Here is a 13,679-nt window from a genome sequence, read left to right on the forward strand (position 1 = left end):
AAAGGATGAGGGCCACCCATGGCACGTTTCCATTCCCTGAATGTTACTGAAGTGCGCCGCGAAACCCGCGATGCTGTTGTCGTGACGCTGGTTCCCGCCGAGGAAGACCGCGCCGCCTTCGATTTCACCCAGGGCCAGTACCTGACCTTCCGCCGCAAGTTCGATGGTGAGGAACTGCGCCGCTCCTATTCGATCTGCGCGGGACGCGATGAAGGCGTGTTGCGCGTCGGCATCAAGCGGGTGGATGGCGGCTGCTTCTCCAGCTGGGCGAATGAGGGGCTGAAAGCCGGCGATACGCTGGAGGCCATGCCGCCGATGGGGGCCTTTTTCACCGATATCGAACCCGAAGCATCCAAGCATTATCTCGGCTTTGCCGGCGGCAGCGGGATTACCCCCGTCCTGTCGATCATCAAGACGACGCTCAAGCGCGAGCCGCGCTCCAGCTTCACGCTTGTCTATGCCAACCGCCAGATTTCCTCGATCATGTTCCGTGAGGAGCTGGAGGACCTGAAGAACAGCTATCTTGGCCGTTTTTCCGTCCTGCATGTGCTCGAAAGCGAGGCGCAGGACATCGACCTTTTCACCGGCCGCGTCAATGCGGAAAAATGTGCAGCGCTGTTCAAGAGCTGGATCGACCTGACCTCGGTGACGACAGCCTTCATCTGCGGTCCCGAGCCGATGATGCTGGCGATTGCAGGCGCGCTGCGCGAGCACGGACTGCGCGACGACCAGATCAAGTTCGAGCTTTTCGCTTCTTCGCAGCCAGGCCGCGCACGGGCGAGGGCACAGAACGCCCATGGCACGGATGCGAATGCCAGCTGTCAGGCAACGGTGACGCTCGATGGCGCCACCCGTATCTTCAACATGCCCAAACAGGGCCAGAGCCTGCTCGACGCTGCGCTCGAAAACAATATCGACGCGCCCTATGCCTGCAAGGCCGGCGTCTGCTCCACCTGTCGCGCCAAGGTCATCGAGGGCGAGACTGAGATGGAGGTCAATCACGCGCTTGAAGATTACGAGGTTCGGCAGGGTTACGTGTTGACCTGCCAGTGTTACCCGCTGAGCGACAAGGTCGTCGTCAGCTACGACCAGTGAGAGCGGAGGACGACCGCATGACCCACACCGAAACAATGCCGATCGAAGACTATCTCGCGCAGGGCGGTGTCCTAACCTCCCCGGACAATGTGCCGGCGCGCTATCGCGGCGAATTGCTGCGCCTGATGGCAAGCTTCGTCGATAGCGAACTGGCGGGTTCCGCCGGTTTTGCCGATATCATCAACGACGCGCCGGGTATCCAGGAGCGTATCTCTGCCGCCCGCATCGTGCTCGAAAAGACCGATCATGCCGGCCAGATCCTGAAGGTGATGGAAAGCTTCGGTGCCGATGGCGGACGTTACGCCGTCCACCACCCCTGGGCCGAGCGCCTTCCCCGCGATGCCGATATCGGGGCTGCCCGCCAGAAAGGCGATATGCGTCTTTCGGTCTTCCATTATCCGCTCGGCGGCTGGGTCGACGCCGTCGTCATGAATGTGCTGATGGGCAAGGCTGGCGTCATTCAGCTGCGCGAGCTTTCACATGTCTCCTACCAGCCGCTGGCCGAGGTTTTCCGCCGCATCCTGCCGCGCGAGGCGCGCCATCTCGAACTTGGCATCGCCGGTCTTGAGCGCATCGCGGCAAATCCGGCCGAACGTGATACGGCCATGGCCTCCATCACCTATTGGCGCCCGCGGGTTGCCGCGAGCTTCGGGCTTTCCGGCTCGGCGCGCTTTGGCACGCTGGCACGGTTCGGCCTTCGCCATACTCCCAATGAAACACTCCTTGCCGAATGGCAGGCGGACGTTGAGGCGCAATTGTCTGCGCTGAAACTGATCTGACAGGAAGGAAATGACTATGAACGTTCTGGCGTCCCGGCCTCGCCGGCTCGAAAGCTATGTCTGTGGCAGTTGGACCGCGGGGGCCAGGGAAGGGGTTCCGCTTCTTGACGCCTCGACCGGTGCGCCCGTCGCCTTCATCGATTCGAGCGGCATCGATTTTGCCAGCACCCTTGCCTATGGTCGGGAAAAGGCCGGTCCGGCCCTGCGCCGCATGTCCTTCCATGAACGGGCCGCGATGCTGAAGGCGCTTGGCCTGGCGCTGATGGACCGCAAGGAAGAGTTTTACGCGCTTTCCGCCGCCACCGGTGCCACCCGTGCCGACAGCTGGGTCGATATTGACGGCGGCATCGGCACGTTGCTTTCCTACGCCTCCAAAGGTCGACGCGAACTGCTCAATACGCGTGTGCTGCTCGATGGCAATGCCGAGGTTTTGTCGAAAGACGGCACTTTTTCCGCCCAGCATATTCTAAGCCCGCTTCAAGGTGTGGCGGTACACATCAACGCCTTCAATTTCCCCTGCTGGGGCATGCTGGAAAAGCTTGCTCCCACGCTGCTGGCAGGCATGCCGGCAATCGTCAAGCCGGCCAGCCAGACCGCCTATCTGACGGAACTGATGGTGCGCCGGATGATTGAGACAGGCCTTTTGCCGGAAGGCGCCGTGCAGCTTATTGCCGGCTCGGTCGGTGATCTGCTCGATCATGTCGAGGGTCAGGACGTCGTCACTTTCACCGGCTCGGCCTCCACCGGTCGTAAACTAAAGAGCCATCCTGCCGTCATCGGCAATTCCGTCCGCTTCACCATGGAAGCCGATAGCCTGAACGCGTCCGTGCTCGGCATTGATGCCGGGCCCGGAACCGAGGAATTCGATCTCTTCGTCAAGGAAGTTGCCCGTGAAATGACGTCGAAAGCCGGGCAGAAATGCACGGCCATCCGCCGTGTCATCGCGCCGCGCGCCCATTGTGATGCGCTGGTCGCGGCTTTGGGCGACCGGCTGGGCAAGACGGTGCTTGGCAATCCCACCGACGAAAACGTCCGCATGGGCCCGCTCGCCAGCCTCGACCAGCGCGACGAAGTGCGTGCCCGCATCCGCGATCTGCTCGGCGATGCGGAAATCGTTGCCGGTGATCCCCATATTCCGCGCATCGTTTCCGGTAATGCCGAGGCCGGCGCCTTTCTCAATCCGGTGCTGCTTTATTGCGACCGTCCCTTCGAGGCGAAGGCCGTGCATGACGTCGAGGCTTTCGGCCCGGTCAGCACCGTCATGCCCTATGACAGCGCCGAGGAGGCCGTTGATCTCGCGCGTCGTGGCAAGGGCAGTCTCGTCGCCTCGGTCTTCACCAATGATCCGGCCTTTGCGGAAGAGGTCGTGCTTGGCATGGCGCCGTTCCATGGCCGGGTGATGATCGGCAACCGCGTCAGCGCCAAGTCTTCCACTGGCCACGGTTCGCCCTTGCCCGGCCTCGTCCATGGCGGTCCCGGCCGCGCCGGTGGCGGTGAGGAGCTTGGCGGCATGCGCGGCGTCAAACATTACATGCAGCGCACTGCCATACAGGGCTCGCCGACACTTCTTTCAGCGGTCACCGGCCGCTGGGTTGCCGGTGCTCAGACCCAAACGGACGGCGAACATCCCTTCCGCAAGTCGCTGGCGGAGCTTCGCATCGGCGATCAGCTTGTCACCGCCACCCGTCAGGTGACGCTGGAGGATATCGAACATTTCGCCAATTTTACCGGCGACACATTCTACGCACATATGGACGAGGAAGCGGCCAGGGCCAATCCGTTCTTCGAAGGACGCGTTGCCCACGGTTATCTGATCGTCTCCTTCGCGGCAGGCCTGTTCGTCGATCCCGCACCGGGTCCGGTGCTTGCCAATTACGGTGTCGACAATCTGCGCTTCCTCACGCCGGTCAATCCGGGGGACACGTTGCAGGTGCAGCTGACCTGCAAGGAAATCAATCCGCGCGTCGATGCCGAGCACGGCGAGGTGCGCTGGGACTGCAGGGTCACCAACCAGAACGATGTTGCCGTCGCCCAGTATGACGTTCTGACCATGGTGGCGAAAACGAGAAGCTGAACCCTCGGGCACGCCGAGGACGCTCGATCTTGAGTGCGAGATCGGGCCTGTCGGATCACGGGAGATGTGGAGAAGGGCGTCTTGAGTCGTTCATTGTGGAAAAGAGCGATGGTGCGCGTCAGCGCACGGCCTTGACGCCTTCGAGGATGAGCGTGGTTGCTATATCCGCATATTCGTCGCGCGTGACAGGGCCGTTCGGCCTGAACCACATATAGACCCAGTTCATCATGCCGAAGAGCGACATGGTCACTGGCATCAGCAATGGCCGGTCCCGGTTAAGGTCGGGGTTGACCTGCTGTATCACGCCGGAGAAGCGTTTGACGATCCGTCTTTCGATCGCCTGCAGCTCTGCAAGCTGTTCCTGCGACAGCGCGCTGGTGCCGTTGAGCTGCACCTTGTGTTCGTTATCGCGGCCTTCATAGTTCTTCATGACGGCCTTCACGAGAAGGCGCAGGCGCTCCTGCGGCGCCACATCGCTACGATCCGCCGCTTCGATCGCGCCGTCGAGTTCCGTCAGGTGCGTGCGGACGATGTCGAAGATCAACGCGTCCTTGCCGGGATAATAGTGATAGAGCAGGGCCTTGGAGACATTGCTGTGCGAGGCGATCATCGACATGGAAGCCTTCTCCATGCCCACCTCGGCAAACACCGCCGCGGCACTCGTCAGAATGCCACGCTGTTTTTCCTCGAAATCAACTGCCCGCGTCCGTGCCATGGTCTTCCTGTTTCTGCTCATTCCCGGGTGATTGCCGTGGGAGGGGTGCCGCTCCTCCCTTTACACAGTCAACCCGATGCCGGACTATTCCGGCTTTTCCTTCATTCATTCTTTCGGGCGGTTGTCTACCACCCGCTTCGCCTTGCCTTCCGAGCGCGCCACGCCTCCGGGCTCATGCACCGAAATCTTCGTGGAAACGCCAACCACGCTCTTGATGTGGTGGGCAAGCTCTTTCGCAGATCCGGTGCGTGCGCCCTCATCGGTCGCGTCCAGCGTACATTCGACGTGAACCGTCATGTTGTCCATACGGCCCGAACGGCTGAGCTCGATCTGGAAATGAGGGGCAAGGCCGCGACATTTCAGGATCTGTTCCTCGATCTGCGTGGGGAAAACATTGACGCCGCGCAGGATCATCATGTCGTCGGAACGTCCGGTTATCTTCTCCATGCGGCGCATCGACCGCGCCGTGCCGGGGAGAAGCCGCGTCAGGTCCCGCGTGCGGTAGCGCACGATCGGCAGGCCTTCCTTGGTCAGTGTCGTGAAGACCAGCTCGCCAAGTTCGCCATCCGGCAGCACGTCACCTGTCACCGGATCGATGATTTCCGGGTAGAAATGATCCTCCCAGATGTGCAGGCCGTCCTTCGTCTCGACGCATTCGTTGGCGACACCGGGCCCCATCACTTCCGAAAGACCGTAGATATCGACGGCATGCATGTCGAAAGCCTGCTCAATCTCCTGCCGCATCGAATTGGTCCATGGTTCGGCGCCGAAAATGCCGACAGCAAGAGAGCTTTCGCGCGGGTCGATGCCATGACGGCGGAATTCGTCGAGGATGGAGAGCATATAGGAAGGCGTGACCATGATGATGCGCGGCTTGAAATCCTGCATCAAGGTCACCTGGCGTTCTGTCATGCCGCCGGAGATCGGCACGACCGTGCAGCCGAGTTTCTCTGCGCCGTAATGCGCGCCGAGGCCGCCGGTGAACAGGCCATAACCATAGGCAACATGGACGATATCGCCGGCGCGGCCGCCCGAGGCGCGGATCGAACGGGCGACGACGGTTGCCCAGGTATCGATGTCCTTTGCGGTGTAGCCAACGACGGTCGGCTTGCCGGTGGTGCCGGAGGAGGCGTGGATGCGGGCGAGCTTTTCGCGCGGCACGGCGAACATGCCGAACGGATAGGTGTCGCGCAGGTCCTTCTTGGTGGTGAAGGGGAATTTTGCGAGATCCGACAATGTCTTCAGGTCGGAGGGGTGAACGCCCACCTCGTCGAAGCGCTGGCGGTAAAAGGGGGAATTCTCGTAGGCGTGGGTCAGCGACCACTTCATGCGCTCAAGTTGCAGCGCGGAAATCTCGTCGCGCGACGCCGTCTCGATCGCATCGAGGTCGCCGGGGCGGGGGAAAGGTCTTCCATTAAAATCTCCTCCGAGAATGCGATGGTACCGGCGTCGGCTTTATTCCGGCAGATGGGTACCCTTGACTGTTCGCGAGTGGCCGCGGAATTCCGCGACGTGCTCGCCCTCCTGATTGGTAATGCGGATATCGTAGATCCCGGCCCGTCCGCGGCGTGACACCTCCCGTGCCGTCGCCTTCAGCCGGTCGCCCTTGAAGGCCGGCGCGATATAGGTCACCGAACAGTGCTGGGCGACGGTGCGCTGGTTATAGGTATTGCAGGCAAAGGCGAAGGCCGAGTCCGCCAGCGTGAAGATGTAACCGCCATGGCAGGTGCCATGGCCATTCGTCATGGTTTCGGCAATCGTCATCGTGATCGTCGCCTCGCCGGGCGCGATCGCAAGAAGCTCCATGCCAAGATGGCGGGTGGCGTTGTCATCGTCCCACATGGCTTTGGCGCAGGCTTCGGCCAGCGCCTGCGGGGAAAGGCTGGCGGCGCTCATTTGCCTTTGAACTCCGGTTTGCGCTTTTCGAGGAAGGCGGCAACGCCTTCGGCATAATCGGCGCTGCGCCCGGCCTCACGCTGCAGGTCGCGTTCGAGGTCGAGCTGCTGATCCAGCGAATTGGTCGCAGCCGCCTGTATGGCGCGTTTCGTCATGCCAAGCCCTTTCGTTGGGCCTGCGGCGAGGCGGGTGGCGAGCGCGGATGCCTCCTCCAGCAATCTGTCATCATCTACGGCGCGCCAGATCAGGCCCCAGTCGGCGGCGGTTTCGGCTGCAAGCGGTTCTGCGGTGAGCGTGAGCGCCTTGGCACGGGCCTCGCCGATCAGACGCGGCAGGCTCCAGGTGCCGCCGGAATCCGGCACGAGGCCGATCTTGGCGAAGGCCTGGATGAAGCGGGCGGAGCGGGCGGCAAGGGTGATATCGCAGGCAAAGGCGATATTGGCGCCAGCGCCGGCGGCGACGCCGTTCACGGCACAGATGACCGGCTTTTCCAGGCCGCGGATCAGGCGCAGCAATGGATTATAGAAGGTCTCGATGGTGTGGCCGAGGTCCGGCACGCCCTTCCTAGGGTCACGGTCGCCAAGGTCCTGGCCGGCGCAAAAACCGCGGCCGGCGCCGGTCAGCAGGACGGCGCGGACATCCGCATCCGCATGGGCGCGCTCGAAACCGGCGCGTAGTGCAAGATGCATTTCCTCGTTGAAGGCATTGAGCCTGTCCGGGCGGTTCAGCGTCAGGCTGAGAACGCCATCGGCAAACGCAGACAGAATAGTGTCTGAATCCGACATGTTTCCTCCCTGTCGCCCTTCCCAGCGGCGACCGTAAAAAAGTTCTTGCATAAACCGGCCGGTCAGTCAATTATAAAACAACAGACTGGGAGGAGTGGGACATGACCGGATTATTCGAGCGCCATCATCCGACGCTGCAAGCGGCGACAGATGCTGCGGTCAAGCGCGATTACTGGTCTGCTTATCCGGAAGTTCCAAGCGGCAAGATCTATGGCGAAACCGCCAAGGATGATGGTCTAGCCTCTTACAAGGCGCGCCTCGCGCAGCCCTTCGATCTGCCCGGACACCCGGCAGACAAAAGTCCTGTCGGTGTGGAAATCTCTCCTTTCGGCCCGGCGCTCGGCATTACCTATCCCGCCGCATCCCCCGATCTGCTGATTTCGGCGTCTCGCGCCGCCGCGTCGCAATGGGCATCCGCATCGCCGGAGGTGCGCACCGGCATCTGTCTCGAAATCCTGGCGCGACTGAATGCCAGAAGCTTCGAAATGGCGAATGCCGTCATGCACACGACGGGCCAAGCCTTTGCCATGGCCTTTCAGGCCGGTGGCCCGCATGCCCAGGATCGTGGTCTTGAGGCGGTCGCTTATGCCTATGCCGAGATGACCCGCACGCCTTTGCAGGCGATCTGGACGAAGCCGCAGGGCAGGGGCGAGCCTATCGTCATGGAAAAACACTGGCGCATTTTTCCGCGCGGTATTTCACTGGTCATCGGCTGCAACACGTTTCCCACCTGGAACAGCTATCCCGGCCTTTTCGCCAGCCTTGCCACCGGCAATACGGTCATCGTCAAGCCGCACCCGGCCGCGATCCTGCCTCTGGCCATCACCGTCGAGATAGCCCGTCAGGTGCTGGTGGAAGAGGGGTTTGCGGCCGACATCGTGCTGCTCGCCGCCGACGCGCCCGGCGCCGAGATTACGAAGGATCTCGTGCGGCATCCCGCCATCGCTATCGTCGACTATACCGGTTCAAACAGTTTCGGCAGCTGGGTGCGCGAAAACGCCGGCAGCGCCGATGTCTATACCGAGGAGGCGGGCGTCAATTCCATCGTCATCGGCGCCACCGACAATTTCGCCGGCATGTGCAGCAACATCGCCTTTTCGCTGTCGCTCTATTCCGGCCAGATGTGCACGGCGCCACAGGATATTTTCGTGCCGCGCGGCGGCATTGAAACGGATGAGGGTCACAAGAGCTTCGATGAGGTCGCGTCCGGTATTGCCGCTGCCGTAGATGCCCTGCTTGCTGACCCGGCGCGTGCTGCCGGTATCTGCGGAGCGATCGCCAATCCCGACACGCTTGCCCGCATTGCGGCAGCCCGGTCGGTCGGCCGCGTGTTGCGCGAGTCCATGCCGGTGGAGGGACTTGAGGAGGCGCGCACTGCGACACCTCTGATCCTTGCCGTCGATGCGGCCGATACGGACGCTTATGGTGAGGAGCGCTTCGGCCCGATTGCCTTCGTCGTTGCTGTCGATAACGTGACCGAGGGAGTCAACCGCGCTGCTGAACTTGCCGAGCGCAAGGGGGCGATTACGGCCGCACTCTACGAAACAGACGAGGCACGAATTCTCGGCGCAGCCGACCGTTTCGCTGCCGCAGGCGTCAATCTTTCGGTCAATCTGACCGGCGGCATTTATGTCAACCAGAGCGCCGCTTTCAGCGATTTCCACGTTACCGGTGCCAACCCTGCGGGCAATGCCAGCCTGACGGATGCGGCATTTGTTGCAAACCGGTTCCGCGTGGTGATGTGGCGCCGCCCTGTGGCGGCGTGAGAGGAATTTCGACTTAAACTTTTTTCTTTGGGAGGAGAAATCAACATGAAATTTTTGACGACGACTGCGCTCGCAGCTTCGCTGGCCTTTGCCCTCGGCTTTGCCGCGCCCGCTTTGGCCGACATCAAGATCGGCGCCACGGTTTCCGAAACCGGCCCCGCATCGTTTTTGGGCGACCCGGAAGCCAAGACGCTGAAGATGCTCGTGCAGGAGATCAATGCGGCAGGTGGCGTCAATGGCGAGAAGCTGCAGCTTGTCATCTATGATGATGGCGGCGACCCGAACAAGGCCCGCACCTTTGCGACCCGCCTCGTCGAGGATGATGAAGTCGTTGCGGTCATCGGTGGCACCACGACCGGCACATCCATGGCCGTCATCCCGGTCCTTTCTGATGCCGAAGTGCCGTTCATCTCGCTTGCCGGTGCAATCGAGATCATCGATCCGGTCAAGCCCTTCGTCTTCAAGACGCCGCATACGGATCGCATGGCCTGCGCCAAGATTTTCGAGGACATGAAGAAGGCCGGCATCGCCAAGATCGGCCTGATCTCCGGCTCGGACGGTTTCGGCGCTTCCATGCGCAAGCAGTGCCTGGCGATCATCGGCGAATATGGCATCGAGGTTCTGGCTGACGAGACCTATGGCCCGACCGATGCCGACATGACGCCGCAGCTGACCAACATCAAGGGCAAGGACGGCATTCAGGCGGTGCTCAACCCGGGCTTCGGCCAGGGCCCGGCGATCGTCACGCGCAACTATGCGCAGCTTGCCGTCGGCCTGCCGCTCTACCAGTCGCACGGCGTCGCCTCGGACGGCTTTATCGAGCTTGCCGGTGCGCAGGCTGCGGAAGGTGTGCGCCTGCCGGGCACGGCGCTGCTCGTCGCCGGGCTGCTTCCGGAAAGCGACCCGCAGCGCGCCGTGGTCGTCGCCTACAAGCAAGCCTATGAGAAGGCGACCGGAAAGCCGGTCTCGACCTTCGGTGGTTATGCTCATGACGCCCTGCGCATTCTCGTTGATGCGATCAAGCGGGCTGGTAGCGCCGAACCATCGGCAATCCGTGATGCCATTGAAGGCACATCGGGTCTTGTCGGAACGACCGGTACGGTGACGATGTCGGCAACGGATCACCTTGGCCTCGATCTCTCAGCCTTTCGCATGCTGAAGATCGAAAACGGCGGTTGGAAAATCGTCGAATAACCGGACCGTGCCGCCGGTCTGCGCCATCAAGGCGCTGACCGGCGGGAACCGTCGCGCCAAGCGGAGGCCCCCATGCCCGAATTGCTGCAATTCCTTCTGTCCGGGATAACGGTCGGCGCCGTTTATGCGCTGGTCGCCCTCGGTTTCACGATTATCTACAACGCCTCCGACGTTGTGAACTTCGCCCAGGGCGAGTTCGTCATGCTGGGCGGCATGATCACGTTCTTCGCGCATGCCGCAGGCGTGCCGCTGCCGCTGGCTGCGCTCATCGCCATCGTGACGACGGCGGCGATCGGCGTTGCGCTCAACAAGCTGGCAATCGAGCCCGCGCGCGGCGCGCCGGTCGTTTCGCTGATCATCATCACCATCGGCGCTTCGATTTTTATCAGAGGCGCCACGCAGCTCGTCTTCGACAAGCAGCTTCACCGTTTCCCGGCCTTTTCCGGCGACCAGCCGATTGCCATCGGCGGCGCGACCATCCTGCCGCAGAGCCTCTGGGTCATTGCCGGTGCGCTGGCCGTCTTCTTCTGTCTCTGGCTGTTCTTCACCCGCACGCTGATCGGCCGTGCGGTGCTGGCAACCGCCAATAACCGCGTCGCCGCGCAGCTTGTCGGCATCAACACCAATTATGTGATGACGCTCTCTTTCGCCATGTCCGCCGCCATCGGGGCACTGGCCGGCGTGCTGGTGACGCCGATTACGCTGACGGGCTATGATGTCGGCCTTGCGCTGGCGCTGAAAGGTTTTGCCGCAGCCATGCTGGGCGGCATGGGCAACCCGAAGGGCGCGCTGGTCGGTGGCCTGCTGCTCGGTATTCTGGAAGCAATGACGGCCGGTTACATCAGCTCGCAATATAAGGATGCGGCTGCGTTCATCATCATCCTCGCTGTGCTTTTCGCCATGCCACAGGGGCTGTTTGGCCACAAGTCGACGGATCGGGTGTGACAATGCGGTTATCGAACAAGGCAACCACGCTTCTCATCCTCGCAGCAGTCATCGCGATTGCGCCGGTCTTTTTTCCGTCCTCCTATTATTTCCGTGTCGGCTCGCTGATTTTCGTCAACGGCCTTGCGGTGACGGGCCTCGTTATCCTCATCGGTTATGCCGGTCAGATCAGCCTCGGCCATGCGGGCTTTGCCGGCATAGGTGCCTATGCCTGCGCGCTTGCGCCTGTCCATCTTGGCCTGCACCCGGTGCTTGCCGCCATCCTCGGCGCGCTTGTTTCTGCGGTCATCGCCTATCTTGTCGGGCGGCCGATCCTGCGCCTCAAGGGATATTATCTTGCCGTCGCCAGTCTCGGCTTTGGCATCCTTGTCTCGATGGTGCTTTCGAACGAGGCCAAATTGACCGGCGGGCCTGACGGCATGCCGGTGCCGGAACTGGGGCTGCGCGCCGTGCTGAAGGCGATCGGCATCGACCTGTCCAACACCGAGTTCTGGTATGCCTTTTCCGGCGTCGTGCTGGTGATCGGCGCCTGGCTGGCGCTCAATCTTTACCACAGCCCGACCGGCCGGGCGCTGCGGGCATTACATGGCTCGGAAGTCGCCGCCCGCACGGTTGGCGTCGATGTTGCGCATCATAAGCTGGTCGCCTTCGTCATCTCGGCGGTCTATGCCTCGGTTTCCGGCTCGCTGCTGGCGCTGCAGAACAAGTTCATCACGCCTGACGTCGCGGGTTTCATGCATTCCATCGAAATGGTGACCATGACGGTGCTCGGCGGTGCCGGTTCGGTGCCGGGCGCCATTCTGGGTGCTGCGATCCTTACCACGCTGCCGCAGGTGCTGACGATCTTTCAGGAATATGAACAGCTCATGCTCGGCCTCGTGATGATGCTGGTGATGATCTTCATGCGCGAGGGCCTGCTGCCGTCCATCGCGCGCCGTCTCAGAGGGAGGGGAGAATGAGCCTGCTTCAGATAGAGGGTCTCGGCATCGATTTCGGCGGATTGCGCGCCGTCCAGGATGTCGGCTTTTCCCTGAAACCCGGTGAGATCGTCTCCGTCATCGGCCCGAACGGTGCTGGCAAGACGACCCTCTTCAACATGATCTCCGGCGTCTATGCCCCGACGCGCGGCCGTGTCCTGCTGGATGGTGAGGACGTCACCCGCATGTCGCCGCACCTGCTCGCCCGCCGCGGCCTGTCGCGGACCTTTCAGAATTTGCAGATATTCCAGTCGATGAGCGTGCTCGAAAACGCCATTGTCGGCCATCATCTGCATGAGCGCGGTTCGGTCTTCGCCGATCTCTTCTCGCTGCCTGCCACGCGTCGCCGCAGCCGGGCGTCGGAGGAAAGTGCGCGGGCCCTGCTAGACCGGGTAGGTCTCGGCCGGGCCGCCGAACAGGAGGCTGGCTCGCTCTCCTATGGCGCGTTGAAGCGTTTGGAGATCGCCCGCGCGCTGGCGCTGAAACCCCGCGCGCTGCTGCTCGATGAACCGGCCGCAGGTTGTAACGCCGTCGAGACGGAGGAGATCGATCACCTTATCGCGCAGGTCGCGGCCGAGGGCGTGTCGATCCTGCTGGTGGAGCACGACATGAAGATGGTCATGCGCATTTCCAACCACATCGTCGTGCTCGACCATGGCGAAAAGATCGCCGAAGGCGAACCGGCGGCGATTTCGCGCGACCCGCGTGTCATCGAAGCCTATCTCGGCACCCAGGCAGCGGAGGTCCAGAATGCTGACGGTTGAGGGGCTGCGTTCCCGTTATGGTCGCATCGAGGTGTTACACGGTATCGATCTCGACGTTGCTTCCGGGGAGATCGTTACCGTGGTCGGCGCTAATGGCGCCGGCAAGACGACGCTTTTGAAGTGCCTCTCCGGCATCCAGCCGGTCTCGGCAGGCTCGATACTGTTTCGCGGTGAAGCACTGACAACCGTTCCGGCGCATACCCGTGTGAAACGCGGTCTCGCCCAATCGCCGGAAGGCCGCCAGATTTTCACCAACCTCACGGTGGAGGAAAATCTTCGGCTTGGCGCCTATCTCTTCGCCGACGACAAGGTGGAGCGCGACATGCAGGATGCCTTTGCGATGTTTCCGATCCTCAAGGAGAAGCGGAACCTTGCGGCGGGCGGCCTTTCCGGTGGCCAGCAGCAGATGCTGGCGATCGCCCGGGCGCTGATGGCACGCCCCTCCTGTCTGCTTCTGGACGAACCGAGCATGGGCCTTGCGCCCATCCTCGTCGCGCAGATCTTCGACGTGGTGAAGAGCATGAAGGCGCTCGGCGTCACCGTGCTTCTTGTCGAGCAGAACGCCTTTGGCGCGCTCTCCGTCGCCGATCGCGGTTATGTCATGGAGACCGGGCGTATAACCATGTCCGGCCCTGCCGCAGACCTGATTGCGGACGAACGCATCCGCGCTGCTTACCTGGGAATATGAG

The 13,679-nt window shown here is 62.1% G+C and carries 13 protein-coding genes; 9 read left to right on the forward strand and 4 right to left on the reverse strand.

The annotated features are described in order from the left end of the window. Positions 1-18: 18 nt before the first annotated feature. The 3 genes from paaE to paaZ are packed head-to-tail and all read left to right on the forward strand — an operon-like array spanning position 19 to position 3,948. Positions 19-1,095, forward strand: a complete 1,077-nt coding sequence (paaE, locus tag AGR13A_RS21655; protein ID WP_080839388.1) for a 1,2-phenylacetyl-CoA epoxidase subunit PaaE — start codon at positions 19-21, stop codon at positions 1,093-1,095. A 17-nt stretch (positions 1,096-1,112) separates the two neighbouring features. After that, positions 1,113-1,874 (forward strand): Phenylacetic acid catabolic protein, encoded by a 762-nt coding sequence (locus AGR13A_RS21660; RefSeq protein ID WP_080839391.1) that lies wholly within the window; start codon positions 1,113-1,115, stop codon positions 1,872-1,874. 16 nt (positions 1,875-1,890) lie between these two features. Further along, entirely contained in the window at positions 1,891-3,948 is a 2,058-nt protein-coding gene (gene paaZ, locus AGR13A_RS21665; protein WP_080839394.1) for a phenylacetic acid degradation bifunctional protein PaaZ, read from the forward strand. A 118-nt stretch (positions 3,949-4,066) separates the two neighbouring features. Here the strand turns inward: paaZ and AGR13A_RS21670 are convergent, their stop codons facing one another. The 4 genes from AGR13A_RS21670 to paaG form a co-directional block, all read right to left on the reverse strand. Next, positions 4,067-4,663: a TetR/AcrR family transcriptional regulator gene (locus tag AGR13A_RS21670; RefSeq protein WP_003498136.1), complete on the reverse strand. Its 597-nt coding sequence runs from the start codon at positions 4,661-4,663 to the stop codon at positions 4,067-4,069. Positions 4,664-4,768: 105 nt separating this feature from the next. Beyond that, on the reverse strand, positions 4,769-5,992 hold the full coding sequence (gene paaK, locus AGR13A_RS21675; protein ID WP_308400319.1) for a phenylacetate--CoA ligase PaaK: 1,224 nt from the start codon (positions 5,990-5,992) through the stop codon (positions 4,769-4,771). 126 nt (positions 5,993-6,118) lie between these two features. Beyond that, positions 6,119-6,559 carry a hydroxyphenylacetyl-CoA thioesterase PaaI gene (gene paaI, locus AGR13A_RS21680; protein WP_080839397.1) on the reverse strand — a complete coding sequence of 147 codons (441 nt, stop codon included), beginning with the start codon at positions 6,557-6,559 and terminating at the stop codon, positions 6,119-6,121. Continuing rightward, a complete protein-coding gene (gene paaG / locus AGR13A_RS21685) occupies positions 6,556-7,344 on the reverse strand; it encodes a 2-(1,2-epoxy-1,2-dihydrophenyl)acetyl-CoA isomerase PaaG (protein ID WP_080839399.1) in 789 nt (262 codons plus the stop codon). Before paaG ends, paaI begins: the two co-directional genes overlap by 4 nt. A 101-nt stretch (positions 7,345-7,445) precedes the next feature. Between paaG and paaN the strand changes: the two genes are divergently transcribed. The 6 genes from paaN (at position 7,446) to AGR13A_RS21715 (ending at position 13,678) form a co-directional block, all read left to right on the forward strand. Further along, positions 7,446-9,110 (forward strand): phenylacetic acid degradation protein PaaN, encoded by a 1,665-nt coding sequence (paaN, locus tag AGR13A_RS21690; RefSeq protein ID WP_080839401.1) that lies wholly within the window; start codon positions 7,446-7,448, stop codon positions 9,108-9,110. A 45-nt stretch (positions 9,111-9,155) separates the two neighbouring features. Beyond that, positions 9,156-10,304, forward strand: coding sequence for an ABC transporter substrate-binding protein (locus AGR13A_RS21695; RefSeq protein ID WP_080839404.1), 1,149 nt, complete (start codon positions 9,156-9,158; stop codon positions 10,302-10,304). A gap of 72 nt (positions 10,305-10,376) precedes the next feature. Further along, complete coding sequence (locus tag AGR13A_RS21700) at positions 10,377-11,249, forward strand: branched-chain amino acid ABC transporter permease (RefSeq protein ID WP_003498144.1); 873 nt, start codon at positions 10,377-10,379, stop codon at positions 11,247-11,249. Between the two features lie 2 nt (positions 11,250-11,251). Then, positions 11,252-12,208: a branched-chain amino acid ABC transporter permease gene (locus tag AGR13A_RS21705; RefSeq protein ID WP_139786111.1), complete on the forward strand. Its 957-nt coding sequence runs from the start codon at positions 11,252-11,254 to the stop codon at positions 12,206-12,208. After that, positions 12,205-12,990, forward strand: a complete 786-nt coding sequence (locus tag AGR13A_RS21710) for an ABC transporter ATP-binding protein (protein ID WP_035227464.1) — start codon at positions 12,205-12,207, stop codon at positions 12,988-12,990. The genes AGR13A_RS21705 and AGR13A_RS21710 overlap by 4 nt, the downstream gene beginning before the upstream one ends. After that, positions 12,977-13,678, forward strand: a complete 702-nt coding sequence (locus AGR13A_RS21715) for an ABC transporter ATP-binding protein (protein ID WP_080839408.1) — start codon at positions 12,977-12,979, stop codon at positions 13,676-13,678. Before AGR13A_RS21710 ends, AGR13A_RS21715 begins: the two co-directional genes overlap by 14 nt. Position 13,679: the final 1 nt, after the last annotated feature.

It is taken from the genome of Agrobacterium genomosp. 13 str. CFBP 6927, assembly GCA_900012615.1.
Lineage (GTDB): Bacteria > Pseudomonadota > Alphaproteobacteria > Rhizobiales > Rhizobiaceae > Agrobacterium.